The following is a 26,664-nucleotide window of genomic DNA, read 5'->3' as shown; positions in this document are numbered from 1 at the left end:
TAAAATTAACTTTTTATACATGTTAATGAAGTTTAGGAATCAGGAAGTTGATTTTGCTGTTGATACGCACCATTACTTTTCTGATAAGATGAAGAGGTTTAATATGATCAGAATAAATAACCGCAGTTCCTCTTGCTCCTACTGTAAGCTGTTTCTGATTATCTTCCAGTACAAATTTGGCAATAAGCTTTCCATCGGTTTCCGGCAATTGTCTTGCCGTATCAGGAAGTCCGGCTGTAGAACCATTTCCGCCCAGCATTCCTCCTGCATTATTCATGATCCCCTGGCTGGTAGCATCGATGACGTATTCAAGTTTGGCCTTTACCACTTTTCCCGGCTCGGTTTTAAGTGCAAGTTCCACTTCATCTCCTTTTTTTACGGTTTCAAGCTCATTCTGAGCAAAAAATCCAATGACTGACTGCTGTTTCTGAATCAGAACAAATGCAGATTTGAAGGGTGCCATAATTGCTCCCTCATTCAGCTGAACATTCGGAATCACACCATCCGTAGGTGCCAGAACAACGGTTTGGGAGAGATTCCATTTAGCCTGTTCCAGCTTAGCCTGGATCTCAGACACTGATGAATTTTCTCCACCATAAGAAGCATTGGATTTTGTTTCCAAAGACTGCTGTTGTGACTGTGCAGCACTGATTCGGGATTGCAGATCACGTACATTGGTTATCGCCTGTTCAAGATCAAATTTGTTGGCAGCTCCAGCCTGTACAAGCTCCTGATATTGAGATACTCTTTTGTTGGCAAGATCAAGCTGTGACTGTAATGCCGTAATATTTTTTCTGGAGGCCGAAATGTCTGCATCATAAGAATGTACCGTGGCTTTCATACTGCTCAGTTTAGCTTCCAGTGATTTAATTTCCTGTAAATAGGGCTCCCTGTCAAGCATAAATAAAGTATCTCCCTTTTTTACTTCCTGGTTGGTACTTACATATACTTTTTTTACCTTTCCCAAAACCTGTGTGGTGATATCCACACTTCTGTTTCCTACCTTTACGTCAGAGGTAATGGGACAGTAATAATTTAAACTCAATATCAAGGCGATAGATCCGAAAATAGGCAGTGAATACACTATTACCTGTGTGGTAAATGTCCACGGGATCAATTTTAATTTTTTAATGAGAAGCCAGCAAATCCCGGCATATATTGCGACTAGTAATTCCAGCATGTCTTTTAATTTTCGATGGGTTTAAATTCTTCTTCAGGTAAATTTGTGTTGTCTGTTTCCTTTTCAGGAGTCGTTTGATTTCCATAATCATAGTTGGCCCAGATTAAGGCAACCGGCCATAAAAGGCCGCCAAAGACTAGAGAAAGAAGGCACATGCTTTTGATAGCGTTCAGTTGAGGATGATTTTTCTTTTCTGCTACCTTTTCCGGATAAATATGAACCTTCCAGAAGAGATAAATTCCGGCAACTGGCAATACAACTAGTATTAGCCAGGAAGCTCCATCGGCTATTTTGTCTTCAAGATTGCCTGTAGATGCCTGAGCAAAATTGCATGCCAGTAACAGGCAGAGAATGGTGGTTATTCTTTGCATAAATATATATGGTAATAAAATTTTGATTTAAGAAAATACAGATTCAGATCCCGATGAATATCCGGGCAATCACATATTAATCCTGTTAAGATGTAAAGACTATTCTATAAGGTGGAATGCTTTGAAGATGATTATATTTTTTTTCATTTGGTTTTTTTAGTGGTGAAGAACAAGTTTTTGACCGGACAAAATTATACTGAATGCAACAATTAAAAATATTCTTAAGTTATTTTTTTCCTTGATTCTTTTTTTTATTGTCGCGGGCAGTAATACGGGAAAGGGAATTGGGAGTGATGCCCAGAAAATTAGCAATGTATTTTCGGTTGGCATTTTGACAGACAAACGGATGGCTGTTCAGAAAATCTTCATAACGGGAAAGCGGCGAGCTCCTGCAGAACTGCTCTGTACGTGCTGATAAAATGCTGATAATCTGTTTCAACGATTTCAAATACAAATTGTAAATTCCTTTATGCTGAAAGGCAGTCTGCTCAAATTCACCTTTGTTAAAAAGAATAATCTGAGAATCAATCACGGCTTGTATGGTATACTTTTTAGTACCTTCAGCAGAATAAGATTCCGGACTCTCCAGAAAGGCAACCTCTTTTTCTGAGGGCAGGAAAGTATTAATTTCAACTCCATTTTCATCATCAAAGAAAAATCTCAAAAGACCATTGGTCAATATAAATAAATGGTTAAACGGCTGACCTGGCTCTAACAGTTTTTCTTTTTTCCGAAGAAGCTTAGGAGTACTGATGCTTGCAAGGACATGGATTTCTTCATCCGATAATTCCTTAAAGCAATCCATTTTTCTAAAGGTTTTAAACATATATATTAATTAAAATAACCATTATAAAAATAATAAAAAATGGTAAAGAAAAATAGTGGGAAAACCATAAGATTTTCAACGGAATTTTTTAAGATATTTGCTTTGTATTAAATAATTCTTACATCCAATGAACAATAACCGAAGAAGTTTTATCAAAAAACTGGGAATTGCAACCGCAGCACTTACCATTAATCCTCTAGAACTAATGGCCGCAGAACGACCTGAAAGTAAAAAAATCATCAATAAACCTATCGTTCTTTCCACCTGGAATTTCGGATTAAAAGCCAACGAAGAAGCCTGGACCATCCTTGGAAAAGGAGGAAGAGCTTTGGATGCTGTAGAAAAAGGAGTCCGTCTTGTAGAATTAGATCCAAAAGAAAGAAGTGTAGGATATGGAGGACGTCCGGACAGAGACGGAAGGGTAACGCTGGATGCTTGTATCATGGATGAGAATTATAATATCGGTTCCGTAGCATGTCTGGAATATGTTAAAAATCCTATTTCTGTAGCCAGAGCTGTCATGGAAAAGACACCACACGTTATGCTGGTTGGGGACGGTGCATTGCAGTTTGCCCTTTCACAAGGTTTTAAAAAAGAGAATCTTCTTACTCCCGAATCGGAAAAAGAATGGAAAGAATGGTTAAAGACCAGCCAATACAAGCCCATTGCCAATATTGAAAACCATGATACCATAGGAATGATCGCTTTAGATGCACAGGGAAACCTTTCCGGAGCCTGTACCACCAGTGGAATGGCTTTCAAAATGCACGGCAGAGTAGGAGATTCGCCAATCATCGGAGCAGGTTTATTTGTAGACAATGAAGTAGGTGCTGCTACAGCAACAGGTCATGGTGAAGAAGTGATAAGAACCGTGGGAACCCATCTTGTGGTTGAGTTGATGAGACAGGGCAGAAATCCTCAGGAAGCCTGTAAAGAAGCTGTAGAGAGAATTGTAAAAATCAATCAGCGAAGAAATAAAAATCTGAAAGATATCCAGGTAGGTTTTATTGCCATCAATAAACAGGGGGAATATGGTTCTTACTGTATTCAGGACGGATTCAATTTTGCGGTGTACGATCAGAAAGGAAACCGCCTTGAAAAGCCTGAATTTGCTTTGAAATAATTAAAAATTCAATAGAAATGGGCTTCAGCCCATTTAAACAAATAAAAGATACCCATTGGCTTTAGCCAAAACATAAAACAAATATGAAAAGAACGATTATCGCTTCCTTGTTTATGATTATTGCTTGCAAGGAAGAAAAGAAGGAGATAAAAAAAGATGGTGAAATCCAGCCAATAAAAGAAAAAGTAGTTTTGCATAATGAGTCCAATGAGGCAGAAGATGCTAAGAAATGGCTGGAAAAGAGTATTGTAGATTACTTTAAAGCCGATATCGGAAGTGAAGAAAAGAATATGCGGAAAATCACAACCAAAGACTACTTCGATTATAAAATGGATGCAATGAATGTTGACCTGGATGTAAGCGGAGGCCTTACTGAAAAAGAATTTCAGGATAAATGGAAAACCAGATTTGATGTAAGTAAAGCAGGTGTTGGAGCGGGCTTCCTGATTGCAGCACAGGATTGGGATAAAATTGAAGTTGGAAGCTGTGATTTAGAACTCTCCTCAACAGATGAATATCTCTTCAAGGTAGTGCTGACAGACAAAAATTTTAAAGCAGAATATCCGTCAGTAATAAAAGTAGTAAAAGAAAACGGTTCTTTTTTGATTGCAGATGTACTGCAGGACGAACCAAAATCAAATTAAATAGATACAATACAATGTCAAAAATAGAAATAGCTTGTTTTAATCCTGAATCAGCGATTATCGCTTTTGAAAACGGGGCAGACAGAATAGAATTATGTGATGGACTCAGTGAAGGCGGAACTACTCCGGATTTCGAAACGATGAAGAAGCTTCGTGAAAAAATTACAATCCCGATTTTTGTGATGATCCGTCCGAGAGGTGGAGATTTTACCTATTCTGATTCGGAATTTGAGCAGATGAAAAATGATTTGGTTCATTTAAAATCTTTACATGCAGATGGTTTTGTATTCGGTATCCTGGATGAAAATGATGAGATTAATATAGAGCAGAATAAAGTTTTAGTCGAATTGGCAAAACCGCTTCCATGTACTTTTCACCGTGCTTTTGATCGTGCTGCAAGTCTGGAAGAATCTCTGGAAAAAGTAATCGAATGTGGTTTTACAACCATTCTTACCTCCGGTCAGAAACCCAATGTATCTGAAGGAAAAGAGAATCTGAAAAAGCTTGTTGAATTATCCAACGGAAGAATAGAAATCCTTGTCGGAGGAGGTCTGCGTTCATCTAATATTGAAGAGATTAGAGCATTTACCCATGCGGGTTACTTCCATTCTTCAGCCATTACGGATGGTGGGGCTTTTGCCAATGCGGATGAAGTGGTTGCATTGAAGAATAAATAATATGCACTCTGGTTGTCATTCCAAGCGTAGCGGGAATCTAGACTGATAAAATAGAGATTCCTTCGTTCCTCGGAATGACAAAATCACTGGTATGGTAACAATACAAACAAATTTATTGATGAATAGAACGACCCTTTTTGCTTTCCTTTTTATGCAGAATATCCTTTCTGCACAGTTTTCAGAAAGAAGCTTGTCTTCGGAGAACTGGCAGTTTAAAAATTCAAAAGACTCAAACTGGTTTCCTGCGAAAGTTCCGGGAACCGTTCATTTGGATTTAATGGATAATAAGATCATTTCTGATCCTTTTAAGGATGAAAATGAAAAGAAAGTTCAATGGGTTGAAAATGAGGACTGGGATTATCAGACCTCATTTACTATTTCACCTCATGAACTAAAGAACGAAAACATTGATCTGGTTTTTAATGGATTGGATACATTTTCTGAAATTTATCTTAACGGTCAGCTGCTGAAGAAAACAGATAATATGTTCCGTAAATGGAATATTCCAGTGAAACAATATCTGAAACCGGGTCATAATACATTGCAGATTAAATTTACATCCGCTGTGAATACCGGAAAGGAATTAGCGAAAAAAGTTCCGTTCACTATGCCGGAATCACCAAGAAGTTTTGTGAGAAAAGCACAATACCAGTTCGGTTGGGATTGGGGACCAAGGCTGGTTACTGCAGGAATATGGAAAGATGTTCAGCTGGAATTCTGGAATAATGCTAAAATTATTACGGTTAAGGATATTCAGAAAAGAGTTTCCGGCACTTCTGATAATTTGCGCTTTGAAGTTGAAATTTATGCTCAAAATGACGGAGATTATACATTGGATCTTAATAAAAGTCACCAAAAAATATCTTTAAGAAAAGGGATAAATAAGATATCGGTTCCTTATGAAACAAAAGGGATGAAGCTCTGGCAGCCTAACGGGCGTGGTGAAGCTCATCTTTATGATTTTGAAGTGAAGCTTTCCAAAGATCAGAGAAATATTGATGCTAAAAATATCAGGATAGGCTTAAGGACCGTTGAATTGATTCAGGAAAAAGATGAAAAGGGAAAATCATTCTATTTTAAAGTGAATGGGCAACCACTGTATATCAAAGGAACCAACTGGATTCCGGGAGATAGTTTTTCGCCGAGAATGACCAAAGAAAAATACCAGAAACTGATCAGGGATACCAAAGAAGCCCATATGAATATGATCCGTATCTGGGGCGGAGGTATTTATGAAGATGATGAATTCTACAAAGCCTGTGATGAAAACGGGATACTAGTGTGGCAGGATTTTATGTTTGCGGGAAGCTTTTATCCGGCAGATGAAGCATTTTTAAACAATGTAAAAGAAGAAGTAAAAGACCAGGTCAACAGACTTCAGAATCATCCGTCCATTGCTTTGTGGTGCGGGAATAATGAAATTGATGAAGCGATTGTCAACTGGGGCTATCAGAAACAGTTTAAATATTCAAAAAATGACTCTCTTCAGGTTTGGAAAGATTATAAGAAGCTGTTTCATGAGGTAATTCCTAATGCATTGGCAGAAAATCTGAAATCGGATAAAAATATATACTGGCCAAGTTCTCCCTCCATTGGCTGGGGACATAAAGAAAGTCTTACCGAAGGAGATTCTCATTACTGGGGCGTTTGGTGGGGTGAACAGCCTTTTGAAATTTACAACGAAAAAGTAGGGCGTTTCATGTCTGAATATGGCTTTCAGGGTACACCAACTCTTGAAACGACAAAATCAATGTTCTCCGGAACTCCGGATTTAAGCCTTCAGAATCCAACCATTAAAGCTCACGAAAAACATATCCGCGGCTGGGATATTATTAATGAATATCTGAAGCGTGATTACAAAATTCCAACGGACTTTGTACAATACAACTACGTTTCACAGCTCTTGCAGGCAAGAGGAATGCAGATCGCTATTGAAGCTCACCGCCGTGCAAAACCTTACAATATGGGAACCTTGTATTGGCAGCTCAACGATTGCTGGCCGGTAGTTTCCTGGTCTTCCATTGATTATCTTGGAAACTGGAAAGCCTTCCATTATCAAGCGAAAAGAAGCTTTGAACCTGTTTTGGTATCAATAGCGGAAACCGAAAAAAGCTATGATGTCTATCTGATAAGCGATCTCCTGAAAGAACTGAAAGCAGAGACAAAATTTGAATTGATTGATTTTAAAGGAAAAATACTTTGGAAAAGCAATCAGTCTGATAATGTAAAAGCTAATGTAAGTAAGAAAATACGAAGTATTATTAAATCAGAACTGGGTCAGTTTGATTTGTTCGCAACTGTTTTAAAGGTCAGTTCCGAAAAAGACACAAAATTCGAAAAGCTGTTCTTCTTTAGTAAACCAAAAGATCTGAAACTCTTACAACCTGATATTAAAATCAGAAAAATATCACCCACTGAAATTGAAATCTCAACAGATACGCTGGCTAAGGACATTTATTTAATCGGTGATACTCATTTCAGCGATAATTTCTTTGACCTGCTTCCGGGAACTTCAAAAAGAATTACCCTTTCAAAGCCTTTGGAAAATATAGAGGTGATGAGTCTTTGGGAGGTGATAAAGAAGTAAAATATATTTTTGAAAAAACTCTTAAGAAGTCAGAAGTCAACCCTTGTCAAGGTTTTAAACCTTGACAAGGGTTATAAATTTCCGGAAGGTAGATCTCCAAACCTTATAGGTTTTCAAAACCTATAAGGTTTAATACTGAAAAGTTTCATTAGAAATTCTCCCGAAAAAAATATAAATTTTACCCCCTCCAACTCAAAAATCAGCCGTAAATTTGCCTCATATTTTATTACAGTTATGGTAAATTTTGTTCTGATTGCAGTGTGTATCATTGCAGGAATGATATTCAAAGCAACAAAATCTATCCACCCCGATGCTCACAAAGGCATCAATACCTGGATTCTTTATCTTGCTCTTCCGGCAGTTTCGTTTAAATATCTGCCCAAAGTAAAATGGACAACAGAAATGCTGTTCCCGATTGCAGCCACATTTTTAATTTCGGTGTTCTGTTTCTTTTTTATGATGTTTTACAGTAAAAGCAGGGGATATTCAAGGCGGTCCAGAAGTACGTTGGAATTGGCAAGCGGGTACAGTAATACTTCATTCATCGGATTTCCCTTAATCAGTGCCTTTTATGGCGAAGGGCTTCTGAGTATCGCAATCATCTGTGACCAGACCATGTTTTTTGCCCTTTCCACACTCGGAATTATTGCTGCCGTAAAAGGAGGCAGTAAATCCGGAAAAGTAAGTGCAATATTCATTTTAAAAAGACTCATTACATTCCCTCCATTAATTGGTTGTATATCTGCTTTGGTTTTGTCTCAGTTTATTGATTTTACTGTTGCGGAACCGTTTTTTGACAAGCTGGCAGCCACGGTAAGTCCCTTAGCTCTGTTTTCAGTCGGGTTACAGCTGAAATTCAATGGATGGAAAAAACTGATTCCTCAGATGTCGATGTCTATGCTTTATAAATTGATTCTGGCACCCGCAATTGTTCTGGGAATGGCTCTGTTATTCGGAATAAAAGGAGATGTGGCTAAAATTACAGTATTTGAAGCAGCGATGCCAACATTGGTTACTTCAAGTATTATTGCAGAACAGTTCAGGCTGAACTCAAAACTGACCAACCTGATCATTGGAGTCAGTATCATTGTAGGATTTATTACGTCTGCATTTTGGTATCAGATTACGGAACTTCTTTTTTAGTTTTTCATGAATCCTTTCTTCGATCCTTTCTGAATTTGTGGTTGTTCTTTTATCCACACGCTTTGTCATTCCGCAGGAATCCAGCCTGTCATATCATTTTTTTTGATCAATGTAATTCTAGACATTAAAAAATATCTGAATGGGTTACATTCCTACGGAATGGAAATAAGGAGAAAGTAAAGAATAGAATGCAGTTTAAGGTTCTTGGTTAAAGATTACTAAAGAATCTCCACAAAGTTGCAGTTCTCTCAGGAAAATTCTAATTTTACACTTTAAATATTTCCCTTGCAATACGCTCAAATTGTTTTACCCCTCAACCTGAAAGGATCTTTCACTTATAAAGTTCCTCAGGAAATGATGTCTGAAATCCAACCAGGAATGCGTGTTCTGGTACCATTTGGTGGAAAAAAGATCTATACGGGAATCGTGTTTGAGCTTCATGATAATGCACCGGAAAACTTTGTAGCCAAGGAAGTCATCAGCATGCTGGATGATCAACCGATTCTTCCTCATGAACAGATTGATTTCTGGAACTGGCTTTCGGAATACTATTTGTGCAGCCTCGGAGAAATTTACAGGTTTTCGTTTCCTTCTTCTTTAAAACTGGAAAGTGAAACCTATTTAAAACTAAAACCAGGAGCCATTATAGATTTTGAAAATCTGGATGTTAACGAAATGTATCTGATTCAGGCACTGGAAGTACGGCAGTTGATTAATCTTACAGATATTGAAGCTTTTATTGCTAAAAAAGATATCATCAGAACCATCAATTCTCTGATTGATCTTCAGTACATTGAAATTGATGAGAAAATTGCTGAAAAGTATAAAGCCAGAGAAGTTGCTTATGTGAGAATTAATGATGAGGTTCTGGCCAATCAAAATCTTACGGATATTCTTTTAAAACTGAACAGAGCGCAGAAACAGAAAGATCTTTTCCTTCTTATATTGGAAAAACAGACGGAACATCCTGACGTTCCTATTAAAAAATCTGAACTGTTTGAAGACGGTTATTTCGGAAGTTCCCACTTCAAACCTTTGGCAGACAAAGGCCTTGTGGAGGAATACTTTATGCAGAAAGACAGGATTGAAAGCTATGAAGGAGAAATCGAGGAACTTGAAGAGCTTTCCGAACAGCAGAAAACAGCAAAAGCTGAAATTGATGAAGCTTTTGAAGAAGGGAAGAATGTCCTGCTTCATGGCGTTACTTCATCAGGGAAAACCCATATCTATTTAGAGAAAATTGATGAATGTGTCCGTGACGGAAAGAATGTTCTGTTTTTGCTTCCGGAAATTTCGCTTACCAAACAGATTACCCAGAGATTAGAGAAGAAGTATGGAAGACAGCTCGGTTTTTATCACCAGAAACTGACTGATTTTGAAAGAGTGGAAGTATGGAGAAGAATTAAGCAGAACGACATCCGTATTCTGATCGGAACCCGTAATGCTTTGTTTTTACCTCACCAGAATCTGGGGCTTATTGTCGTTGATGAAGAACATGATTCTGCGTACAGACCAAGGGAAGTTTCCCCTTATTTTAATGCTAAAGACGCTTCTCTGGTTTTAGGTAGGCTGTATAAGGCAGGAGTGATTCTGGGATCAGCTACCCCTTCTGTTGAAAGCTACTACAGTGCCAGGAAAGATAAAATGAAATACGTTTTCCTGAATGAAAGATTCGGGAATGTCAATCTGCCGGAATATGAACTGATCAATTTCAAGGAAGCTCAGGAATCTAAAAAGGTTTCAGGGAACTTTTCTCTGAAGCTTATCGAAGAGATTAAGAAAACGGTGGATGAAAAGAATCAGGCAATCGTTTTACACAATCGTCGTGGCTATTCCAATGTCATAGAATGTGAAAGCTGTGGCTATGTGAACTACTGCTCTAATTGTGATGTGGTCATGACGTATCACAAAGCGGCAAATGAAATGAAATGCCACTATTGCGGGCAAAGAGCTTCAAAACCGAAAACCTGCCCGAAATGTAATTCTGAAAAGCTGAACGAAAGAGGAGTAGGTGTAGAACAGATTCATGAAGAGGTTACCAAATTGTTTCCGGAAAATGAAGTAGACAGGATGGATGTAGACTCCATGCGCAAAAAATTCGCCTACGAAAAATTGTACGAAAAGATTGAAGACGGAGAAACAGATATTATTGTAGGAACCCAAATGATTTCCAAGGGACTGGATTTTGATCATATTGAACTCGTTACCATCCCAAAAGCAGATTCCTTATTATATGTACAGGATTTCAGAGCAGAAGAAAGAGCGTATCAACTGATCACACAGGTTTCAGGAAGGGCTGGCAGGGTTTCCGGAAAAGGAAGGATCCTTATTCAGACCTTTAATCCTGATCATTCTGTATTTCAGCTCATCAAGATGAATAATCCTGCCAAGATCTATAAATATATCCTTACAGAACGTCAGAAATTTCATTATCCACCTTTCACCAAGCTCATTATGATTGAGTTGAAACACAGAAGAGAGGATAAAGCCGACCGGGCATCACAGTTTCTGGGCTCTATCCTCAGAAAATATCTTCCTGAAGAATGTGTTTTAGGTCCGGAAAGAGCACCGATTGCAAAACTGAATAACTTCTATCAGTTCCAGATTATGCTGAAGCTTCCCCGTGGGAAAAATTATGAAAAATTCAAAAAAATGGTTTTGATAAGTTTGAAAGAATTTGATGAAATCACTGCGTATCAAAGCATTAAAAAAGATGTTTTTGTTGATTTTTAACAATTTTTAACAAACTTTACACTCTTTTATAACGGGGCGGTGGTCCGTTATATAACAATAATTTCTACTTTTGGACGTTGATTAAGTGTTTGGCTCTTTTACTGAATGATTTAACCTTTCATTTTTTATAGAGTCAAAACTACAGAACAAAAAGAAGATAGATGGTAAATTTCAGAAAATATATTTCAAGTGCGGCGGTGTTGGCTTCTGGTCTTTTCCTGGCTCAATCTACCGTTTCTACCGTTCTTTATTCCCAGAATTATGACAATCAGAAAAGCAGTTTAAACCTGCCTTCACCCGTTAGTACGATAGTGGAGAAAACTGTTTTGTCAGCAAAAGAACTGGTGGACATTAATGTAAACACAATGATGGCGGATCCTGTGCTGAAAAATGCAACCTGGGGATTCGTAGTGTATGACCCGAAAACGAAGAAGGTTATCTCTTCGTACAACGAAAATACTCCTTTAGTACCTGCTTCTACGACCAAATTGCTGACAACGGAAACGGCTTTAAATATGCTGGGTGAAAACTACCGTTGGATGACTCAGCTGGAGTACTCAGGAACTATAGATGAAAACGGAGTGTTGAATGGAAATCTTTATGTAATAGGAAGCGGAGACCCTTCTTTGGGAACAAACAAAGCAGGTGCAGCATCTTATAGAGATATTATTTCAGATTTCGTAGGCGGTGTTTCAAGAGAGGGAATCAAAAAGGTAAATGGTGATATTATCATTCAGACAGCGCTTTTCAAAGGCAATATTTCAGTGCTTCCGGAAAATGTTGTATGGTTGGAAAACAATAACTATTATTTACCTGCAGGAAGTACCCGCGATATCAACCCGGCCAACGAAAAACTGATCGTTAAAAAAGGTGGTTTCTCTACAGAAAAGAAATTTTTCTACGTTTCTCCTTACAATCATCAGATGGTATATGCTGATAAATACGAAGGAAACGGAGTTTTAACAACCAAACTTCCTGATGCACCGGCTTACCTTGCCAACTCTTTCAGAACAACACTGATGAAAAGCGGAATTCCTGTTACCGGAAAAGTAACTCCGAAAATGACAGATGCAGCCCCTGAAAACAGAAAAATGCTTTCAGCATATAAATCACCTACTTTAAGTGATATTATTTATTATACCAACCAGCACAGTGATAATTCACTGGCAGAAGCTTTGTTAAGAACGGTAGGATATCAGAAAATGGGCGACCAGACTTCAGAATCCGGAAGAATCGTGGTGACTAATCACCTGAAAGATGCAGGTTTTGATATGGTTGGACTTAATTACATTGATGGGAGCGGGCTTTCAAGAAGTAATAATGTAACCCCGATTTCTCAGGTGAAATTTCTTACTTCTCTGATGGATCAGAAATACTACAGATCTTATCTGACTTCTCTGCCCATCGGAGGGCAATCCGGAACATTGAAAAGAATGTTCAATGCAGGAGGGAACGGACAGGTTTTTGCGAAAACAGGAACTTTGAATAAAGTAAAAACATTAGCCGGTTATCTGAAAACCAATTCAGGAAAAACGTTGGTTTTTTCTTTAATGGTGAATAACTATTCCGGATCAGTAGATATGGTAAAGAAGAGAATGGAAAAAATTCTTGAACCCGCACTGGATCTTTAAAAATTTTTTATTTTATATATTATAACAGCCTTTTAATCATGGATTAAAAGGTTTTTTTTATATTTGATTAAATTTTTCAAAACATGACAAAATTGTACCTTTTGGTGTTGGGATTGTTATTGTCTCAACAATTTTATGGCCAGAAGCAAAGGCAAAATACGGATATGAAAGGATTAATCGAAAAAGAGAAAAAATCCTTCACCCAAAAGATGAATATCGGGAATATCAATCCCAATACCCTGAATTACGATTTACAGTATCAGAGAATGGACGTCAGCCTTGATCCTGCGGTGTATAATATTTCAGGTTCGGTAACTTCACATTTCAAACCTACACAAAGTATGGGAAGCATTTATTTTGATCTTTCCAATTCATTAACGGTTTCTCAGGTGAAATATCATGGAACTAACATTACAAGCTTTCAGCAGCTTCCTTCAAAAGAACTGAAGATTGATTTTCCAGCTTCTATTCCTGCCAATACACTGGACTCTCTTACCATTTATTATGCAGGAGCACCGTCCACAAGTAATGATGCATTCAAAACTGCTCTTCAGAGCGGAACTCCGGTTCTTTCTACTTTGAATGAACCTTATGGCGCTCAGGACTGGTTTCCAACAAAGCAAAGTTTAAATGATAAAATTGAAAGATTTGATTTTAAAATTACAACTCCATCAAACTACAGCGTGGCAGCCAATGGAAAACTAATGTCTGAAACTTTTCCTACAGGAAACACCAAACTTACGTTCTGGAGAACGATGTATCCTACACCGGCTTATCTGATTGCGCTATCCATTACCAATTTTGTTAAGCTTAATGATACCATCGGAAACCCTCCGTTTCCTTTTGTGAACTATATTTATCCTTCCACGAATTCAAATGCCACCAGTATAGCCAATATTAACTGGACAAAACAGGTAATGAATACTTTTGAAACCTACTTTGGTTCTTATCCTTTCCGTAATGAAAAATACGGACACATGGAATTTATGTTTGGCGGAGGAATGGAACATCAGACCATGTCTTCCATGGGAGGTTGGGGCAAACAGCTTATTGCCCATGAACTTGCCCATCAGTGGTTTGGTGATAAAGTAACCTGTGGTGCATGGAATGATATCTGGCTGAATGAAGGCTTTGCAACTTTTGGAGAGCATCTTGCCAATGAAAAACTATTGATGACCAATACAGAGTTTCTGAATTATTTACAAGGCCAGTCTAATTACATTACCGCAAGTACAACAGGAAGTGTTTATGTCCCGGATTCCGGACTTTCCAGCATCAACAGGATATTTGACAGCAGATTGTCTTATGCTAAAGGAGGATATGTTTTGAGAATGCTGAAATGGATTTTAGGGGATACTGCATTTTATCAGGCACTTAAAGATTATCATGCGAGACCGAACCTGGCGTACAACTATGTGCGTACAGCTGATTTTAATGCTTCTTTGCTTCAGTCTACCGGAACAGACTTTACGGAATTTTTCAATGACTGGGTCTATGGCGAAGGATATCCTACGTACACCATCAAGTGGATGCAGGGCGGAAATCAGGCTTTATTTAAAGTTTCTCAGACACAAAGCAGTGCTAATGTTAGCTTTTTTGAAATGCCTTTACCAATTAAAGTGACAGGAACTTCGGGTCAGACCGCTTATTTTGTGCTTAATAATACATCTAATAATCAAAGCTTTTTACAATCGGTAACATTCCCGATTGCAAGTGTTCAGTTTAATTATGAATACCAGATTATTGAGAAAAACTCTACGGTGATTCAGGATAATACGTTAAGTGTTTCTTCTGTTGAAAAAGATAACTTTGGTTTATACCCGAACCCTGCAAAAAATGAAATTAATCTGAAAGGAATTAATAAGGCTATGGACTTTACGATTCATGCCATAGATGGCAAACTGGTTGGAAAAGGAACGTATCAGCCAGGTAAAGCAATTGGAATAGCAGAATTGGTTCCGGGAGCTTATTTTATTACGATTGATGAAAAAAATATCAAATTTATCAAACATTAAAAATAACAAACGGTAAAGTATGAATGGTTACTTTTACCATAATCAATCATAATATCACAAAAGAAGCTTTCAGATTTGAAAGCTTCTTTGTTTTCTTGCAGCTCTGGCTCCTCTTTTTCTGGCCGTTTTCACTTTGTATTCAAACCATTTTTCTTTGAATATTTTACGCATCAGATTATCAAAATGTCTGGTGATCACAAGATTTTTAAATCCACGCCATTTTTCAAGCGGACTTGAGGGAAGTGCCCTTACTGATATCGAATAACCTTCCGTATCATATTGAATATAATGCCACCAGCCGGAAGGAATATAAAGGGTTTCACCTGGATGAATGATAGCTTCATAACCATTTAAATAGAGAAGGGCCGGATATTTTTTGTAATCAGGATTTTTAATCTGAGCCAGACTGTGGAAATTGTAGGGCAGCTTATACATGAAGTCGGACTGTTCCCACGGGAAGAGCCAGATTCTTTTGATTCCCTGAAACTGTGTGATAAAAACATGGGACATGTCAATATCAATATGATTTCTGGTGACAGAACCTTCTCCTCCAAAAAACATAAAGGGCAGCCATTTCAGTATTTTACCATTCGTTACATCATTATAGATGAGGTCATTCTTCAATTCAGGTTTTATTTTCAATAAATTAAATAAGAAAAGCCTGTGTTCGGTGGGAGCAGATTGGATGAGATCCAGATATTCTGAAAATGTAGTCTGTGCAATAGGATCACTGGCCACTCTGTCCAAAGAATCAAGCTCACTTCCGTAGATGTTGACTTTATGATCTCCTGCAATCTCTTTGAAATACTCATAATTCCACTTTTTAAAAGCTGGACTTTCCGGATGCACAAAGTCCTCAATAATAACCGGAATTCCCGGCTTCATGTGGTTATTGATAAAGGTTCCTGAACTGATCGTCTTTATTTTTTGTACCGGCTTTAATCTCATGCATTAAAATTTTAAACAAATATAAATATTATCCTACTAAATTTGTAGACTAATAATGTTAAAAGTGAAAGCCTTTTCAATTTTTTAGAATTAAACTTATAAAAGGTTTTATTTTACTGCCTTTTTAGTAAATTAGCACATCTAAAAAATTACTAAAAATGATCTCTGAAAAATACCTTCAACATTTACAGAACGAACTTCAGAATATTGAGAATGACGGACTTTACAAAAGAGAAAGAATCATCACTTCTCAGCAGAGTGCAGAAATAGAAGCTAACGGAAAAAAGCTTTTGAACTTCTGTGCCAATAATTATCTGGGATTATCCAACCATCCGGAAGTAATGAAAGCTTCGCAGGATATGATCCAATCTCACGGATACGGAATGTCTTCTGTACGTTTTATCTGCGGAACACAGGATATTCACAAAGATTTGGAGAAAAAAATTGCTGATTTCTTAGGTCTTGAAGATACCATCCTTTACGCAGCTGCATTTGATGCTAACGGAGGTGTTTTTGAACCTTTGTTTACAGAAGAAGATGCTATTATTTCAGATGAACTGAACCACGCATCAATCATTGATGGTGTTCGTTTGTGTAAAGCTGCGAGATACAGATATAAAAATAATAATATGGAGGATCTGGAAGCTCAGCTGATTGCAGCTTCTGAAAAGAACCACCGTTTTAAAATCATCGTTACAGACGGAGTATTCTCAATGGACGGTATTGTTGCAGATTTAAAAGGAGTTTGTGATCTTGCAGATAAATATGATGCTTTGGTAATGGTAGATGATTCTCATGCAACAGGTTTCATCGGAAAAACAGGACGCGGAACTCATGAAGCTAATGAAGTAATGGGTAGAGTAGATATCATCACTTCTACTTTAGGAAAAGCTTTAGGTGGCGCTTTGGGAGGATTTACTTCCGGTAAAAAAGAGATCATTGATATGCTGAGACAGCGTTCAAGACCTTATTTATTCTCGAACTCTTTAGCACCCGGTATCGTAGGAGCTGCATTAAGAGTATTGGATATGATTTCAGATGATACCTCTCTTCGTGATAAAGTAATGGAAAATGCAGAATATTTCAGAACGGAAATGAAAGCGAAAGGCTTTGACATTCCTGATGGGGATGCTGCTATTGTTCCGGTAATGCTTTACGATGCTCCGCTTTCTCAAAAAATGGCAGAAAAGCTTATGGATGAAGGCATCTACGTCATCGGATTCTTCTATCCTGTGGTACCGAAAGGAAAAGCAAGAATCAGAGTACAGTTATCTGCTGCCCATACCAAAGAACATCTGGACAAAGCGATTGCTGCTTTTGAAAAGGTTGGAAAAGAATTAGGAGTGATCTCTTAATTATTGAATGGGGTACAGCAATGAAAATATAATGTTCGGCTCGGGCAGCTTTGCTGCCCCGAGCCGAACTATTTTTTTATATAAATCTGTTTTTTGATTGAGATATTATAATCAAAATAAATTTATTTTTAACAATTATATAATAAGCTTATCTTTGCGCATAATTTTCAATGAAATGTTTTTTAAATCCAAGTATATAGTTGAATTTTCAAAACCAAAAGAGGAAATTTTAAATGATATAGATAAAAATTTATCTAAAAAGTTCTTTGATTGGAACAAATTTTTAGTAGGAAGGGTATCTGAGAATAGTTTTGATATTAAGTTTAATTATGATAAAATGTCTCCTTATTTTAAGGGAAAGTTTGTTGCAAAAGAAGATAAACCGGAAACTATTGAATTAACCGTATACAATGGTGTTCTTTCCATTTTTGGAAATATTTTAGGAATAATAGTTATGTTGATGTTTGCAATCGTACTTTTTCAGCAGGAAAATTATTTATGGATTGCTTTGATCTCCATTTCTATTTTAATTGTTTTATTTGAACATGTTCGGATTAATAACGCAAAAGATAATTTTTTTGAATATTTGAAAAAACTAGATACTTTTAGTAAGATTGTTCCTGTTAAAAAATAGAATTAAAAAATGCTTTATACAATAATCAAAGCGCTGCACATTATCTTCATGGTAAGCTACTTTGCGGGAATTTTTTACCTCGTGAGGATTTTCGTTTACTATAAAGATACCGATGAATTTCCTGAAGAAAAAAAGAAAATTCTGAGAGAGCAGTACACTTTTATGGCCAGAAGGCTGTGGAACATTATCACAGTTCCTGCGGGGGTAATCATGGCTGTTTGTGGATTGGTCATGATCTTTTTAAATACCGGGCTGATGAAAATGCCGTGGTTTCATTTGAAACTGACCTTCCTGATCGGGCTTGCCATCTACCATTACTGGTGCTGGAAAAAAGTCCTTCATTTAAAAGTTCTGAATGGAAGTACACTGCCCATTGCCAATATCAAACTGAGACAGGCCAATGAAATTGCAACATTCATTCTGTTTCTGGTCGTATTTACCGTGATTTTAAAATCAATGGTGATCGAATACTGGTGGCAATTAATTGCAGGATTTTTCGTTCTTGTATTTCTGATTATGATGACAGTGAAACTGGTTAATAAAAATAAAAAAAACAAATAATTGTAGAGTAGGGTGCATGTCCGAATATATTCATCCCTTCTATATCTTATAAAAAAACTATGATTGCAATTTTAAAGAAAGAACTTTGGAGTTACTTTGGAAACTGGAGTGCATGGGTGATTATTGCCGCTTTCAGTTTGATAGCGACTCTTTTTCTGTTCTTTTTCGACAACGATTCTAATATTTTTGAGATTGGAATGGCCTCATTGCAGAGCTATTTCGTATTAGTTCCATGGCTGTTGATGTTTATCATCCCGGCCCTTTCTATGAAAACTTTTGCGGAAGAACAGCAAACCGGAACATTGAACTGGCTTTTTTCACAGCCGTTAAAAGTTTCAGAACTGGTGACAGGTAAATTCCTTTCCGTATGGATTGTAGGAATTTTATGTCTTATTCCATCATTAATTTATCTTTATACGGTATATGTTTTGGGAGTTCCTGCAGGAAATATTGACCTGGGAATGACCTTTGGAAGCTATATCGGACTGATAATCTTAATCGCAGCATTTTCAGCAGTGGGAATTCTTGCTTCCTCTCTCTCTCAGAATCAGATTATGGCTTATCTGCTGGGTGTTTTCATGTGTTTCATTATGTATTTTGGGATCGAACAGCTGGCAAGTTATAAACTATTGGGAGGTGCAGATTTTATCCTTCAGAATATTGGCTTCTATCAGCATTTCTTAGGCTTCACAAGAGGACTTATTGATGTTAAAGATGTGGCGTATTTTGTACTTGTCATCGGCGCTTCATTAGTATTGGCTAATCATTTTATTAACAAAAAGAAGTAGAATCATGAAGAAGTTCAATGCTAAATCTCCACTGGGAATTTTCTTAATTGCAATTGTTCCTTTGGTTATTATCCTGACCTATTCGGGAATCAGATTAGACTTAACAAAAGAAAAAAGATATACCCTTTCTGATAACACCATCAAAGTACTGGAGTCTGTTAAAAAGCCTCTGACGGTAGAAGTGTATCTGGAAGGTGACTTTCCGGCAAGTTTCAAACAGCTGCAAAGCGAAACGAAATTCATGCTGGAAGAATTCAGAAAAATTAATCCGAAGATTGATTTTAAATTTATCGATCCGATTAAAACAAAAATGTCTCAGGACACTTTGATGGCTATGGGAATGCAGCCGTCTATTCTTCCGGATGTAAAAGACGGGAAAATCTCACAGATCACGCTTTTCCCTTACGCTGTGATTAAATATGGAAATGACGGGGTTTCTATTCCTTTAGTGGTTCAGCAGGCCGGAATTGATGCCGATCAGCAGCTGACAAGATCGATTGAAGGACTGGAGTACAATCTTGTTTCCAACATTAAAAATATTGCAGCTGCCAAGAGAAAGAAAATCGGGATTCTTGTCAACCACGATGAATTGAATCCGGATGAATTCCAGGGATTTGTACAATTGGCAATGGAAAACTATGATGCAGGACCTATCATTCCTAAAAATCAGACTGAACTTTCACTGGAAGATGTTCCGCTATTAAAGCAGATGAGTGCTTTGGTGATTGCAAAACCAAGAAAAGCTTTTACAGATAATGAAAAAGTAATTCTGGATCAGTACATCATGAACGGAGGGAAAACCCTTTGGATGATTGATGCTGTAAATGCTGAAATGGATACGCTGACAAGATCCAAAAAAGTAATGCCTTTCCCTGTCGATATCAATATGACAGACTTCTTTTTTAATTACGGACTGAGAATCAATCCCGCGTTGGTAAAAGACGTGAAAAAGTTTGCCCTGTTAAGACTGGTTACAGGAGAAGTGAGTGGAAACCCTCAGTACACAAGCTTACCCTGGCCTTATTATCCGCTTGGAATTGCCGAAAATAATAATCCGGTCACCAAGAATATCAACCCTGTAAAATTTGAATTCCCAACTTCTATTGATACTTTAGGAGGAAGAAAGAATATCAAAACAAAAGTCCTTTTCGAATCCAGTGAAAGAACTTTATTGAAACAGGTTCCGAATTATGTGGATCTGAAAGAAATTGCAAGCGTAGACAGTCTTGGACAAATGGAGAAACCAAGTACACCGAAGATCTTCGCTGTTGCGTTGGAAGGAAAATTCAACTCTGCCTATGCATCGAGAATTGAAAGAAAATCGTACCCTGGATTCAAAACATCCAGCCCGGAAAACAAAATGATCGTTATCGCGGACGGAGATGTAGGAAGAAACAAAGTGATCAAAGGAAAACCGCTTCCTTTAGGGGTAGATCTGTTAACGAACGAACAGTTTGGAAACGAACAGTTCCTGAGAAATGCCTTGGATTATCTTTTGGATGACAGTAATCTGATGGAACTGAGAAACAGAAACATTGAAGAAAGACTTCTTGACAGGCAAAGAATTACGGAAGAGAAATCCACATGGCAGTGGCTGAACTTGCTGCTTCCATTGGCCATTATCGGCCTTATCGGAGGATTATTCTTCTGGTTAAGGAAAAAGAAATTTGGATAAAAAATAAAAATTCCGGAAGAACATCTTCCGGAATTTTTATTTTGACAACTTTATTATTGAGTTGTAACCATCTTAATTAATAATTTACCCTTCCAATACAGGAATAAGGTGTTCCCAGTTCAGCTGTTTTGCATAATCCAAAGCTGTTTTTCCTTTTTTAGACGGGATATTCTTATCTGCTCCAGCTTTCAGAGCAACCTTTACAGTGGTTAGATTCCCGGCAATGGTTTCTTTGTGAAGAAGCGTCAGTCCGTCTTCATCGGTTTGGGTAAGTTCATCCGGATATTGTTGTAAAAACTTTGCAAATTCTTCCTTCATATTTTTACTCATCGGATGTTCAATAAGATTTTCGGGATTTTCTTTCTGGTTATTGACCACTAGGATATCATTAAAGTCTCCGAAATCCAGCTGCCATGCATTATCGTGTTCCTTTCTTTCTGCATCAGACATGTCAGCACGCATTTTCTGTATGGTAAATCCGCCGTAAGCTTTCGGAAGTGGAGAAGATGAGGATAAAAATAACTTGGAAAGTCCCTTTGGTTTCTGTACACTTGGAGTGATGGCAAAAAGCCAGTCACTGATATTTTGTAAAGGGATTTCCACATAATCACCCACCTGCACGTTTTTAAGGCTGTTGGGTTCATTAATCAAATATCCTCTCACGTGATCTCCGTCAAAAAATATTTCATTAATCCACATATGTTCTACCAGGCTTTCTCCGGTTTCTTCATCCTGTTCTTCAAAAGCTGTTTTAACGCATGATACATTAAGTCCGGGAATGATTCTTCTGTATTCCCAGGACTGTTCGCGCCAGAAATACTTAAAGGTTTCCTGAGCTTTTCTGTAAGCTTTAATCATTTCCGGGTCATTTCCGTCTGCAAAAAAAATTGGGTTCTCTTCCATTTAATAATTGGGGATGTGGTGTGTTAAAGAATATAAGATTATTGCTGATAGGCTTGTTTGGGAAGTAAGGCAGCTGTTTTGTAATAGCTGATGTCAGTAGGGATCTGTGCCTGAAGATCTTCGAAAGTATCATAATCATAATGAATCCAGTTTTCTTCATTGTCCGGGTCGGGTGTTTTATCTACAGCCAGTTCCAGTTTTCCGTCTTCCTGATAGCTGCATTCTATGGCTGCGTATTTTTCACCGTTTTCGTCATTCGTATACCAGCATTTTATGGTTCTTTCAAGATGTGGCTGTTGAGTCTCATTATCGATGACCTGTGAACAGATAAAGTTTTCAGGATCGTCCGTTTTGAAAACAGTTTTAGAAATGAGGGGCAGATCATCTACGGATAAAGAATATAATGTATTGGTAGAAATAATATAGCCGTCGGCAGTTTCTTTTCTTTCAATATCAAAAAAGTCAGATTTTTCTTTAAGATAATCCACTACCTTCGCCTCGTCTTCCTCGTCACTTAGAAAATAATTGATGTTGTAAACACTGTCTTCATTGATGAATTCAATTTCTTTCAGGAAATCGGAGCCTTCTTCATAATAATACAGATGATATTCGCTTAGCTTCACAGCTTTACTTTTAGAGATGATTTCTCCAAAAATGTTTTTGTACACTTTTCTCATTTTTAATCATGTTAGTTTGTTTCATCTATTAGTTTAAGTGGTAGTACAAAGATAAGTTTTCTTTTTTTATCTCAACCTGAAGTATAAAGTGGTATTTATTTCGTAAGTATTCTATATATCCTTTATAAAATCCTCATATTCGTAGTAAAACCTTTCGAAACCGTCCATTTTGTCCACAAAAAATTCAAAAATTTCTTGCCAGGTATTTTTATTAAAAACGGAAACATTATGTTTTTCAACCCATATCCTGCTGGTGATCTTACCATTTTCAAGAGTGAAATATTCTTCCTTCTGAAAATCTCCGATGAAATCTTTTAATATATCCTCCAAAGACCAGATCTTCTCATAATAGGCATTCCGGAAAATTTCATCTTTCATTTCGATATCCAGAGAAACTTCTGCTTTTTTATTGTCGGCAGAAAACTTAAATGCCATGTCCTTGATTTTGGTATCATAAAGAATCCATTTTCTGGGAAATGATCTTCCGAAAGCTGTCCAAAATTCTTTTTTTAATTGCTGTGCTTCTTGTTTGCTGAACATATGGCAAACATAATGATTTAATAGGAGAAAGGCAAAATTGTGGTACCTAAAACCGTAAAATTACGGATAGATACACCTACATTTTTTTTCGTTTGTTATTCCTGTTTTTCAGGTCTTTTTCAAATATTAAACAATTTTCGTATTTTTGCTTTAATGCTTTCAAAAAAATCTCAATATGCTTTTAAGGCGCTGTCATATCTTGTAGAAAAAAGAAATGACGGCCCGATTCTTATTTCTGAAATTGCGGAACATAAAAAAATTCCTTTAAAGTTTTTGGAAAACATCCTTCTTGAACTGAAAAAAGCGGAAATCCTCGACAGTAAAAAAGGAAAGGGTGGAGGATACTTTTTTAAAGAAAATCCGGAAAATGTGAAACTGGCAAAGATCATTCGTCTTGTCAACGGTCCTATTGCGATGCTGCCATGTGTAAGTCTCAACTTTTATGAAAAATGTGAGGACTGCAATGAAGATCACTGCGGGCTTCATGATGTCCTGATAGAAGTTCGTGATGCTTCACTGAATATTCTGGAAAGTAAAACTTTAATGGATCTGGTAGATTAACCCGGTCCTTTTTTTTTGAATTAATAGTCTACTTTTTTTGTAGGATAAATATTTTATCAGATATTTGCACTACTTCAAATGAATAAACTATGATTTCAAAAGAAGAGATAAACCAATTACAAAAGCTTACACGCTCCATTACTGCAATGCATTCTGATGCTGCATATGGCATACCTGAAAATATTTCCTTGTACAGAAGCGCAGAAAACATACGATCGTTAAATATCCTTATTTTCAATGTGACGGATAATCAGGAAATACAGACCAAAACGATTTTTTAATATGGTGATTTCAAGAAAAATTCAGGTAAGGTTGAATGTCCTTTTGGTGACGGCTGCTATTATATCCATTGCTGTTTTTTCCATGTATGAACTGGGATATCTGGAAGAACTGCAGACCATTCTGGCCAAAGATCACTATATTTTTTACTGGATGCTCCTGGTAGGTGTTTTTGCAGAAATTGTGGCAGGTTCCATGGGAATGGGATATGGTGTTATTTGTACCACAACCCTTATGCTCCTCAATATTCCGCCGCATATTGTAAGTGCAAGTATTCATTCTGCAGAAAGTTTCACCACTGCTGCGGGAAGCCTCAGTCACATTAAACTGAAAAATGTAAGCAAAAGTTTGGTGAAAAAGCTAGCTATTCCGGCTGTGATAGGAGCAATTATCGGAGCTGTCAGTCTTACTTATCTGGGAGAGTATTATGCGAAAATCACCAAAACACTCATTGCTTTTTACACTTTATACCTTGGATTTCAAATCCTGTCAAATGCATTTAAGAAAAAGCAGAGTAAAGCCCTGAAAAGAAAAACCAATCTGACCAGGCTGGGTGTGATAGGAGGCTTTATAGATTCCTTTGCAGGAGGAGGCTGGGGACCTTTGGTAACCGGAACATTGATTAAAAATGCTTTCACCCCAAGATTTGCCGTAGGAAGCTCTACCGTGGCCAAATTTATTCTTACCATAACGGCTGCCGTTACCTTTTTCTTTACCCTGGGAATCCAGCACTGGAATATCATTCTCGGGCTTTTGATCGGAGGAATTGTGACTGCTCCTTTTTCAGCAATGCTTACTGCCAGGCTTCCTGTAAAGAAAATGTTTGTTATTATCGGAACCCTGGTGATTGTAATGAGTTCTATAACTATTTATAAATCAGTTTTTAATTAAAAATTACACTTGGTGTGGAAAAATAAAAGGGTTAAAAAGGTTTTCGGTTTTGAAAATATTTTACTTTTACATCACTAAATATTAGAACATGAATTTACATATCATTGCACTTTTTAAGTTTAATGAAAATTATCTGATGGACGCTGTAGAGCTGTTTCAGAACCTTGTGAAAGAAACAAGAAAAGAAGAAGGCTGTCTGCAGTACGATCTTATTGAAGATAAAGATAATAAAGGAACTTTCTTCCTGATCGAGCTTTGGGAAAGTGTTGAGCATCACAACAGGCATAATGGGCAGGATCACCTTTTAGATTTCCGTAAAGATGCTTCCAAAATTATGGAGAGCTCAGCAGAGGTTTATAAAGGATTTAAAATATATTAATGGTATTGAAGGGTTTAAAGATTTAAAAATTTAATGATTTAAAGAAGAATCTTATATAACTATTTGTTTTATATATTTTTAAGTTCTTTAATGAAGAAAAAATAAAAGGCGGTTTCAATAATCTGAAACCGCCTTTTTATTAGAAAAAATAGAAAGTATTAAAATAGAAAGTTTATTTCACGATAAGCTTTTTCGTCTCCGACTGACCACCGTAAGTAATTTTTACAAGGTAATTTCCTGATGGAAGTGTAGAAAGGTTCAGGTCCTGCTTGTAGAATCCTGCCTGGTTGGTAAGTTCATCTGAATATACCTTTTTCCCGGTCTGGTCATAGACCTCTACATTTCCCTTATTACCTGTTTTTTCTTTAACATCAAAAAGAACCGTTACTTTTTTATCCGCCGTAGTTGGATTAGGATAAATACCGAATGATGCTTTTTTTCCTACTTCGGTAATTCCTAACGTTTCCGTGATCTTTTTGTATTTAAAATACATATTTCCTGTACTGGCACCACCATTGGTTGTGAAGTACATTCTGTAGTAATCATTTCCTTTTTTGACGTAGTATACCACATCATTTTTCACCGTCCCGATCCCTTTCCATGAGTGTCCTACCGTAGTGATAGCAGATGAGAAACTTGCATTAGCAGGAATTGCATAGGATGCTGTTTGCTGGGTTTCAGGCTGAACCATTGCCACTTTTATGTTCGGGCTTTGAATGGCTCCTGAAAGCGGGTACATCTGCACACCCATATAGAACGTATAATATTTGGTGAATACGAAATCCCATGCCGTTCTGGAAGGCTCAAGGTTGGGAACTTTTTCTCCGGTATCAAATGAGAAATAGTTGAAATATGAATCATCTGTTCCGTTGGCGATGGTTCTGGTTTCTGTAGCTCCCCATGAAGTCCCGTTCCATTTTGAATACTTGAAGGTATATCCTGCAAAAGCATCTTCAATGGCAAACTTGATATAAGTTCCTGAAGCATATTTTAAAACAAAAATAGCTTTCCCCTGAATATGGTGGTTTACCGGGTTGTAAACACCCCATCCTGTAGAAGGGATATTAGGGTTTGGAGAAGTCACAGGTCCCTGTTCAAAAGCGCCCTGGCTCCAGTCAGTGGTCTGGTCCGGATTATAAAGAGGATCGCCCCATGAAGCTTCATTGCTGATGCTGATGTTATCCCAGTCTGCTAAGTTGGTTGATGCAGTGAATACTTCAATATCTTTAGCATCATTGACTCTTGATCCGAATGCATAGTTTGAATTTCTATAAAAAGCAATATCCCACGTATTGGCTGGCTGAGAAACCATATTACCATCTGCAAGGTTTACAAACACGCGGTTTTGGTATCCGCTTCCCATGGTCATATTTACCTGTGAGTATCCCAACGCGTCAGTCTGCGCCAAAACAGTCTGCTGAACAGACATTGCCAGTACTGAAGCCAATAATAGTTTTGTTTTCATAATTTATTTTTTAAATCCTTATTTAGAATGATTCCACAAAAGTATATAATTATTTTTAATCATTCTAAATAAAAACAT

General features: G+C 37.2%; 25 protein-coding genes. 17 read left to right on the top strand and 8 right to left on the bottom strand.

The genetic code is table 11. The features are described 5' to 3' along the window. Window positions 1-22: 22 nt before the first annotated feature. From AB1278_RS16360 to AB1278_RS16350, 3 genes are all read right to left on the bottom strand, one after another. Complete coding sequence (locus AB1278_RS16360) at window positions 23-1,180, bottom strand: HlyD family secretion protein (RefSeq protein WP_202838487.1); 1,158 nt, start codon at window positions 1,178-1,180, stop codon at window positions 23-25. 5 nt (window positions 1,181-1,185) lie between these two features. Next, complete coding sequence (locus tag AB1278_RS16355) at window positions 1,186-1,551, bottom strand: DUF3302 domain-containing protein (protein ID WP_343640336.1); 366 nt, start codon at window positions 1,549-1,551, stop codon at window positions 1,186-1,188. A 226-nt stretch (window positions 1,552-1,777) separates the two neighbouring features. Continuing rightward, window positions 1,778-2,356, bottom strand: a complete 579-nt coding sequence (locus AB1278_RS16350) for a Crp/Fnr family transcriptional regulator (RefSeq protein ID WP_330745705.1) — start codon at window positions 2,354-2,356, stop codon at window positions 1,778-1,780. 148 nt (window positions 2,357-2,504) lie between these two features. Between AB1278_RS16350 and AB1278_RS16345 the strand changes: the two genes are divergently transcribed. The 8 genes from AB1278_RS16345 to AB1278_RS16310 all read left to right on the top strand — a co-directional run bounded on the left by AB1278_RS16345 (window position 2,505) and on the right by AB1278_RS16310 (window position 14,930). Next, window positions 2,505-3,500 (top strand): isoaspartyl peptidase/L-asparaginase family protein, encoded by a 996-nt coding sequence (locus AB1278_RS16345; RefSeq protein WP_110009470.1) that lies wholly within the window; start codon window positions 2,505-2,507, stop codon window positions 3,498-3,500. An 83-nt stretch (window positions 3,501-3,583) separates the two neighbouring features. Next, window positions 3,584-4,144 carry a hypothetical protein gene (locus tag AB1278_RS16340; protein WP_343640330.1) on the top strand — a complete coding sequence of 187 codons (561 nt, stop codon included), beginning with the start codon at window positions 3,584-3,586 and terminating at the stop codon, window positions 4,142-4,144. Window positions 4,145-4,158: 14 nt separating this feature from the next. After that, on the top strand, window positions 4,159-4,821 hold the full coding sequence (locus tag AB1278_RS16335; protein WP_110009468.1) for a copper homeostasis protein CutC: 663 nt from the start codon (window positions 4,159-4,161) through the stop codon (window positions 4,819-4,821). Window positions 4,822-4,939: 118 nt separating this feature from the next. Then, entirely contained in the window at window positions 4,940-7,408 is a 2,469-nt protein-coding gene (locus AB1278_RS16330; RefSeq protein ID WP_429815720.1) for a beta-mannosidase, read from the top strand. Window positions 7,409-7,642: 234 nt separating this feature from the next. Beyond that, on the top strand, window positions 7,643-8,551 hold the full coding sequence (locus tag AB1278_RS16325) for an AEC family transporter (protein ID WP_429815717.1): 909 nt from the start codon (window positions 7,643-7,645) through the stop codon (window positions 8,549-8,551). Window positions 8,552-8,836: 285 nt separating this feature from the next. Further along, window positions 8,837-11,284 (top strand): replication restart helicase PriA, encoded by a 2,448-nt coding sequence (priA, locus tag AB1278_RS16320; RefSeq protein ID WP_429815714.1) that lies wholly within the window; start codon window positions 8,837-8,839, stop codon window positions 11,282-11,284. A 161-nt stretch (window positions 11,285-11,445) separates the two neighbouring features. After that, window positions 11,446-12,915 (top strand): D-alanyl-D-alanine carboxypeptidase/D-alanyl-D-alanine endopeptidase, encoded by a 1,470-nt coding sequence (gene dacB, locus AB1278_RS16315; RefSeq protein WP_202838479.1) that lies wholly within the window; start codon window positions 11,446-11,448, stop codon window positions 12,913-12,915. Between the two features lie 83 nt (window positions 12,916-12,998). Next, entirely contained in the window at window positions 12,999-14,930 is a 1,932-nt protein-coding gene (locus tag AB1278_RS16310) for a M1 family aminopeptidase (RefSeq protein ID WP_429815710.1), read from the top strand. A gap of 69 nt (window positions 14,931-14,999) precedes the next feature. Here AB1278_RS16310 and AB1278_RS16305 read toward each other — a convergent pair whose 3' ends face one another. After that, window positions 15,000-15,878, bottom strand: a complete 879-nt coding sequence (locus AB1278_RS16305) for a cupin-like domain-containing protein (RefSeq protein ID WP_429815707.1) — start codon at window positions 15,876-15,878, stop codon at window positions 15,000-15,002. A 158-nt stretch (window positions 15,879-16,036) separates the two neighbouring features. Between AB1278_RS16305 and kbl the strand changes: the two genes are divergently transcribed. From kbl to gldG, 5 genes are all read left to right on the top strand, one after another. Continuing rightward, entirely contained in the window at window positions 16,037-17,233 is a 1,197-nt protein-coding gene (kbl, locus tag AB1278_RS16300; protein ID WP_110009461.1) for a glycine C-acetyltransferase, read from the top strand. A gap of 175 nt (window positions 17,234-17,408) precedes the next feature. Continuing rightward, window positions 17,409-17,867 carry a hypothetical protein gene (locus AB1278_RS16295; protein WP_429815704.1) on the top strand — a complete coding sequence of 153 codons (459 nt, stop codon included), beginning with the start codon at window positions 17,409-17,411 and terminating at the stop codon, window positions 17,865-17,867. 9 nt (window positions 17,868-17,876) lie between these two features. Next, window positions 17,877-18,428, top strand: coding sequence for a CopD family protein (locus tag AB1278_RS16290; RefSeq protein ID WP_429815701.1), 552 nt, complete (start codon window positions 17,877-17,879; stop codon window positions 18,426-18,428). Window positions 18,429-18,487: 59 nt separating this feature from the next. Continuing rightward, window positions 18,488-19,216, top strand: coding sequence for an ABC transporter permease (locus AB1278_RS16285; protein WP_137906051.1), 729 nt, complete (start codon window positions 18,488-18,490; stop codon window positions 19,214-19,216). A 4-nt stretch (window positions 19,217-19,220) separates the two neighbouring features. Beyond that, entirely contained in the window at window positions 19,221-20,891 is a 1,671-nt protein-coding gene (gene gldG / locus AB1278_RS16280; protein WP_343640309.1) for a gliding motility-associated ABC transporter substrate-binding protein GldG, read from the top strand. A gap of 84 nt (window positions 20,892-20,975) precedes the next feature. Here gldG and AB1278_RS16275 read toward each other — a convergent pair whose 3' ends face one another. The 3 genes from AB1278_RS16275 to AB1278_RS16265 all read right to left on the bottom strand — a co-directional run bounded on the left by AB1278_RS16275 (window position 20,976) and on the right by AB1278_RS16265 (window position 23,011). Then, the gene (locus tag AB1278_RS16275; RefSeq protein WP_429815697.1) at window positions 20,976-21,794 is read right to left on the bottom strand and encodes a DUF2314 domain-containing protein; all 819 of its coding nucleotides are present in this window, start codon (window positions 21,792-21,794) and stop codon (window positions 20,976-20,978) included. Window positions 21,795-21,832: 38 nt separating this feature from the next. Continuing rightward, window positions 21,833-22,471: a hypothetical protein gene (locus tag AB1278_RS16270; RefSeq protein ID WP_110009456.1), complete on the bottom strand. Its 639-nt coding sequence runs from the start codon at window positions 22,469-22,471 to the stop codon at window positions 21,833-21,835. A gap of 111 nt (window positions 22,472-22,582) precedes the next feature. Then, window positions 22,583-23,011, bottom strand: coding sequence for a DUF4268 domain-containing protein (locus AB1278_RS16265; protein WP_429815694.1), 429 nt, complete (start codon window positions 23,009-23,011; stop codon window positions 22,583-22,585). A 153-nt stretch (window positions 23,012-23,164) separates the two neighbouring features. Here AB1278_RS16265 and AB1278_RS16260 point away from each other — a divergent pair, with 153 nt between their 5' ends. The 4 genes from AB1278_RS16260 to AB1278_RS16245 all read left to right on the top strand — a co-directional run bounded on the left by AB1278_RS16260 (window position 23,165) and on the right by AB1278_RS16245 (window position 25,121). Continuing rightward, window positions 23,165-23,572 (top strand): RrF2 family transcriptional regulator, encoded by a 408-nt coding sequence (locus AB1278_RS16260; protein WP_110009454.1) that lies wholly within the window; start codon window positions 23,165-23,167, stop codon window positions 23,570-23,572. An 89-nt stretch (window positions 23,573-23,661) separates the two neighbouring features. Continuing rightward, a complete protein-coding gene (locus AB1278_RS16255; RefSeq protein WP_110009453.1) occupies window positions 23,662-23,853 on the top strand; it encodes a hypothetical protein in 192 nt (63 codons plus the stop codon). A 1-nt stretch (window position 23,854) separates the two neighbouring features. Next, a complete protein-coding gene (locus AB1278_RS16250) occupies window positions 23,855-24,742 on the top strand; it encodes a sulfite exporter TauE/SafE family protein (protein WP_411413659.1) in 888 nt (295 codons plus the stop codon). 88 nt (window positions 24,743-24,830) lie between these two features. Next, complete coding sequence (locus AB1278_RS16245; RefSeq protein ID WP_047376912.1) at window positions 24,831-25,121, top strand: putative quinol monooxygenase; 291 nt, start codon at window positions 24,831-24,833, stop codon at window positions 25,119-25,121. Between the two features lie 172 nt (window positions 25,122-25,293). On the opposite strand, the gene AB1278_RS16240 is transcribed toward AB1278_RS16245, so the two are convergent. Beyond that, window positions 25,294-26,586 (bottom strand): T9SS type A sorting domain-containing protein, encoded by a 1,293-nt coding sequence (locus tag AB1278_RS16240; RefSeq protein WP_429815689.1) that lies wholly within the window; start codon window positions 26,584-26,586, stop codon window positions 25,294-25,296. Window positions 26,587-26,664 lie beyond the last annotated feature (78 nt).

Origin of the sequence: Chryseobacterium sp. NRRL B-14798 (assembly GCF_050470705.1) — a bacterium.
Classification (GTDB): domain Bacteria; phylum Bacteroidota; class Bacteroidia; order Flavobacteriales; family Weeksellaceae; genus Chryseobacterium; species Chryseobacterium cupriresistens.
This window is presented reverse-complemented; position numbering and strand designations above follow the sequence as displayed.

What these genes read in the sequence shown, in the direction of transcription:
- AB1278_RS16360 (WP_202838487.1), bottom strand. Translation starts at nt 1,180, where the DNA reads ATGCTGGAATTACTAGTCGCAATATATGCCGGGATTTGCTGGCTTCTC.
- AB1278_RS16355 (WP_343640336.1), bottom strand. Translation starts at nt 1,551, where the DNA reads ATGCAAAGAATAACCACCATTCTCTGCCTGTTACTGGCATGCAATTTT.
- AB1278_RS16350 (WP_330745705.1), bottom strand. Translation starts at nt 2,356, where the DNA reads ATGGATTGCTTTAAGGAATTATCGGATGAAGAAATCCATGTCCTTGCA.
- AB1278_RS16345 (WP_110009470.1), top strand. Translation starts at nt 2,505, where the DNA reads ATGAACAATAACCGAAGAAGTTTTATCAAAAAACTGGGAATTGCAACC.
- AB1278_RS16340 (WP_343640330.1), top strand. Translation starts at nt 3,584, where the DNA reads ATGAAAAGAACGATTATCGCTTCCTTGTTTATGATTATTGCTTGCAAG.
- AB1278_RS16335 (WP_110009468.1), top strand. Translation starts at nt 4,159, where the DNA reads ATGTCAAAAATAGAAATAGCTTGTTTTAATCCTGAATCAGCGATTATC.
- AB1278_RS16330 (WP_429815720.1), top strand. Translation starts at nt 4,940, where the DNA reads ATGAATAGAACGACCCTTTTTGCTTTCCTTTTTATGCAGAATATCCTT.
- AB1278_RS16325 (WP_429815717.1), top strand. Translation starts at nt 7,643, where the DNA reads ATGGTAAATTTTGTTCTGATTGCAGTGTGTATCATTGCAGGAATGATA.
- dacB (WP_202838479.1), top strand. Translation starts at nt 11,446, where the DNA reads ATGGTAAATTTCAGAAAATATATTTCAAGTGCGGCGGTGTTGGCTTCT.
- AB1278_RS16310 (WP_429815710.1), top strand. Translation starts at nt 12,999, where the DNA reads ATGACAAAATTGTACCTTTTGGTGTTGGGATTGTTATTGTCTCAACAA.
- AB1278_RS16305 (WP_429815707.1), bottom strand. Translation starts at nt 15,878, where the DNA reads ATGAGATTAAAGCCGGTACAAAAAATAAAGACGATCAGTTCAGGAACC.
- kbl (WP_110009461.1), top strand. Translation starts at nt 16,037, where the DNA reads ATGATCTCTGAAAAATACCTTCAACATTTACAGAACGAACTTCAGAAT.
- AB1278_RS16295 (WP_429815704.1), top strand. Translation starts at nt 17,409, where the DNA reads ATGTTTTTTAAATCCAAGTATATAGTTGAATTTTCAAAACCAAAAGAG.
- AB1278_RS16290 (WP_429815701.1), top strand. Translation starts at nt 17,877, where the DNA reads ATGCTTTATACAATAATCAAAGCGCTGCACATTATCTTCATGGTAAGC.
- AB1278_RS16285 (WP_137906051.1), top strand. Translation starts at nt 18,488, where the DNA reads ATGATTGCAATTTTAAAGAAAGAACTTTGGAGTTACTTTGGAAACTGG.
- gldG (WP_343640309.1), top strand. Translation starts at nt 19,221, where the DNA reads ATGAAGAAGTTCAATGCTAAATCTCCACTGGGAATTTTCTTAATTGCA.
- AB1278_RS16275 (WP_429815697.1), bottom strand. Translation starts at nt 21,794, where the DNA reads ATGGAAGAGAACCCAATTTTTTTTGCAGACGGAAATGACCCGGAAATG.
- AB1278_RS16270 (WP_110009456.1), bottom strand. Translation starts at nt 22,471, where the DNA reads ATGAGAAAAGTGTACAAAAACATTTTTGGAGAAATCATCTCTAAAAGT.
- AB1278_RS16265 (WP_429815694.1), bottom strand. Translation starts at nt 23,011, where the DNA reads ATGTTCAGCAAACAAGAAGCACAGCAATTAAAAAAAGAATTTTGGACA.
- AB1278_RS16260 (WP_110009454.1), top strand. Translation starts at nt 23,165, where the DNA reads ATGCTTTCAAAAAAATCTCAATATGCTTTTAAGGCGCTGTCATATCTT.
- AB1278_RS16255 (WP_110009453.1), top strand. Translation starts at nt 23,662, where the DNA reads ATGATTTCAAAAGAAGAGATAAACCAATTACAAAAGCTTACACGCTCC.
- AB1278_RS16250 (WP_411413659.1), top strand. Translation starts at nt 23,855, where the DNA reads ATGGTGATTTCAAGAAAAATTCAGGTAAGGTTGAATGTCCTTTTGGTG.
- AB1278_RS16245 (WP_047376912.1), top strand. Translation starts at nt 24,831, where the DNA reads ATGAATTTACATATCATTGCACTTTTTAAGTTTAATGAAAATTATCTG.
- AB1278_RS16240 (WP_429815689.1), bottom strand. Translation starts at nt 26,586, where the DNA reads ATGAAAACAAAACTATTATTGGCTTCAGTACTGGCAATGTCTGTTCAG.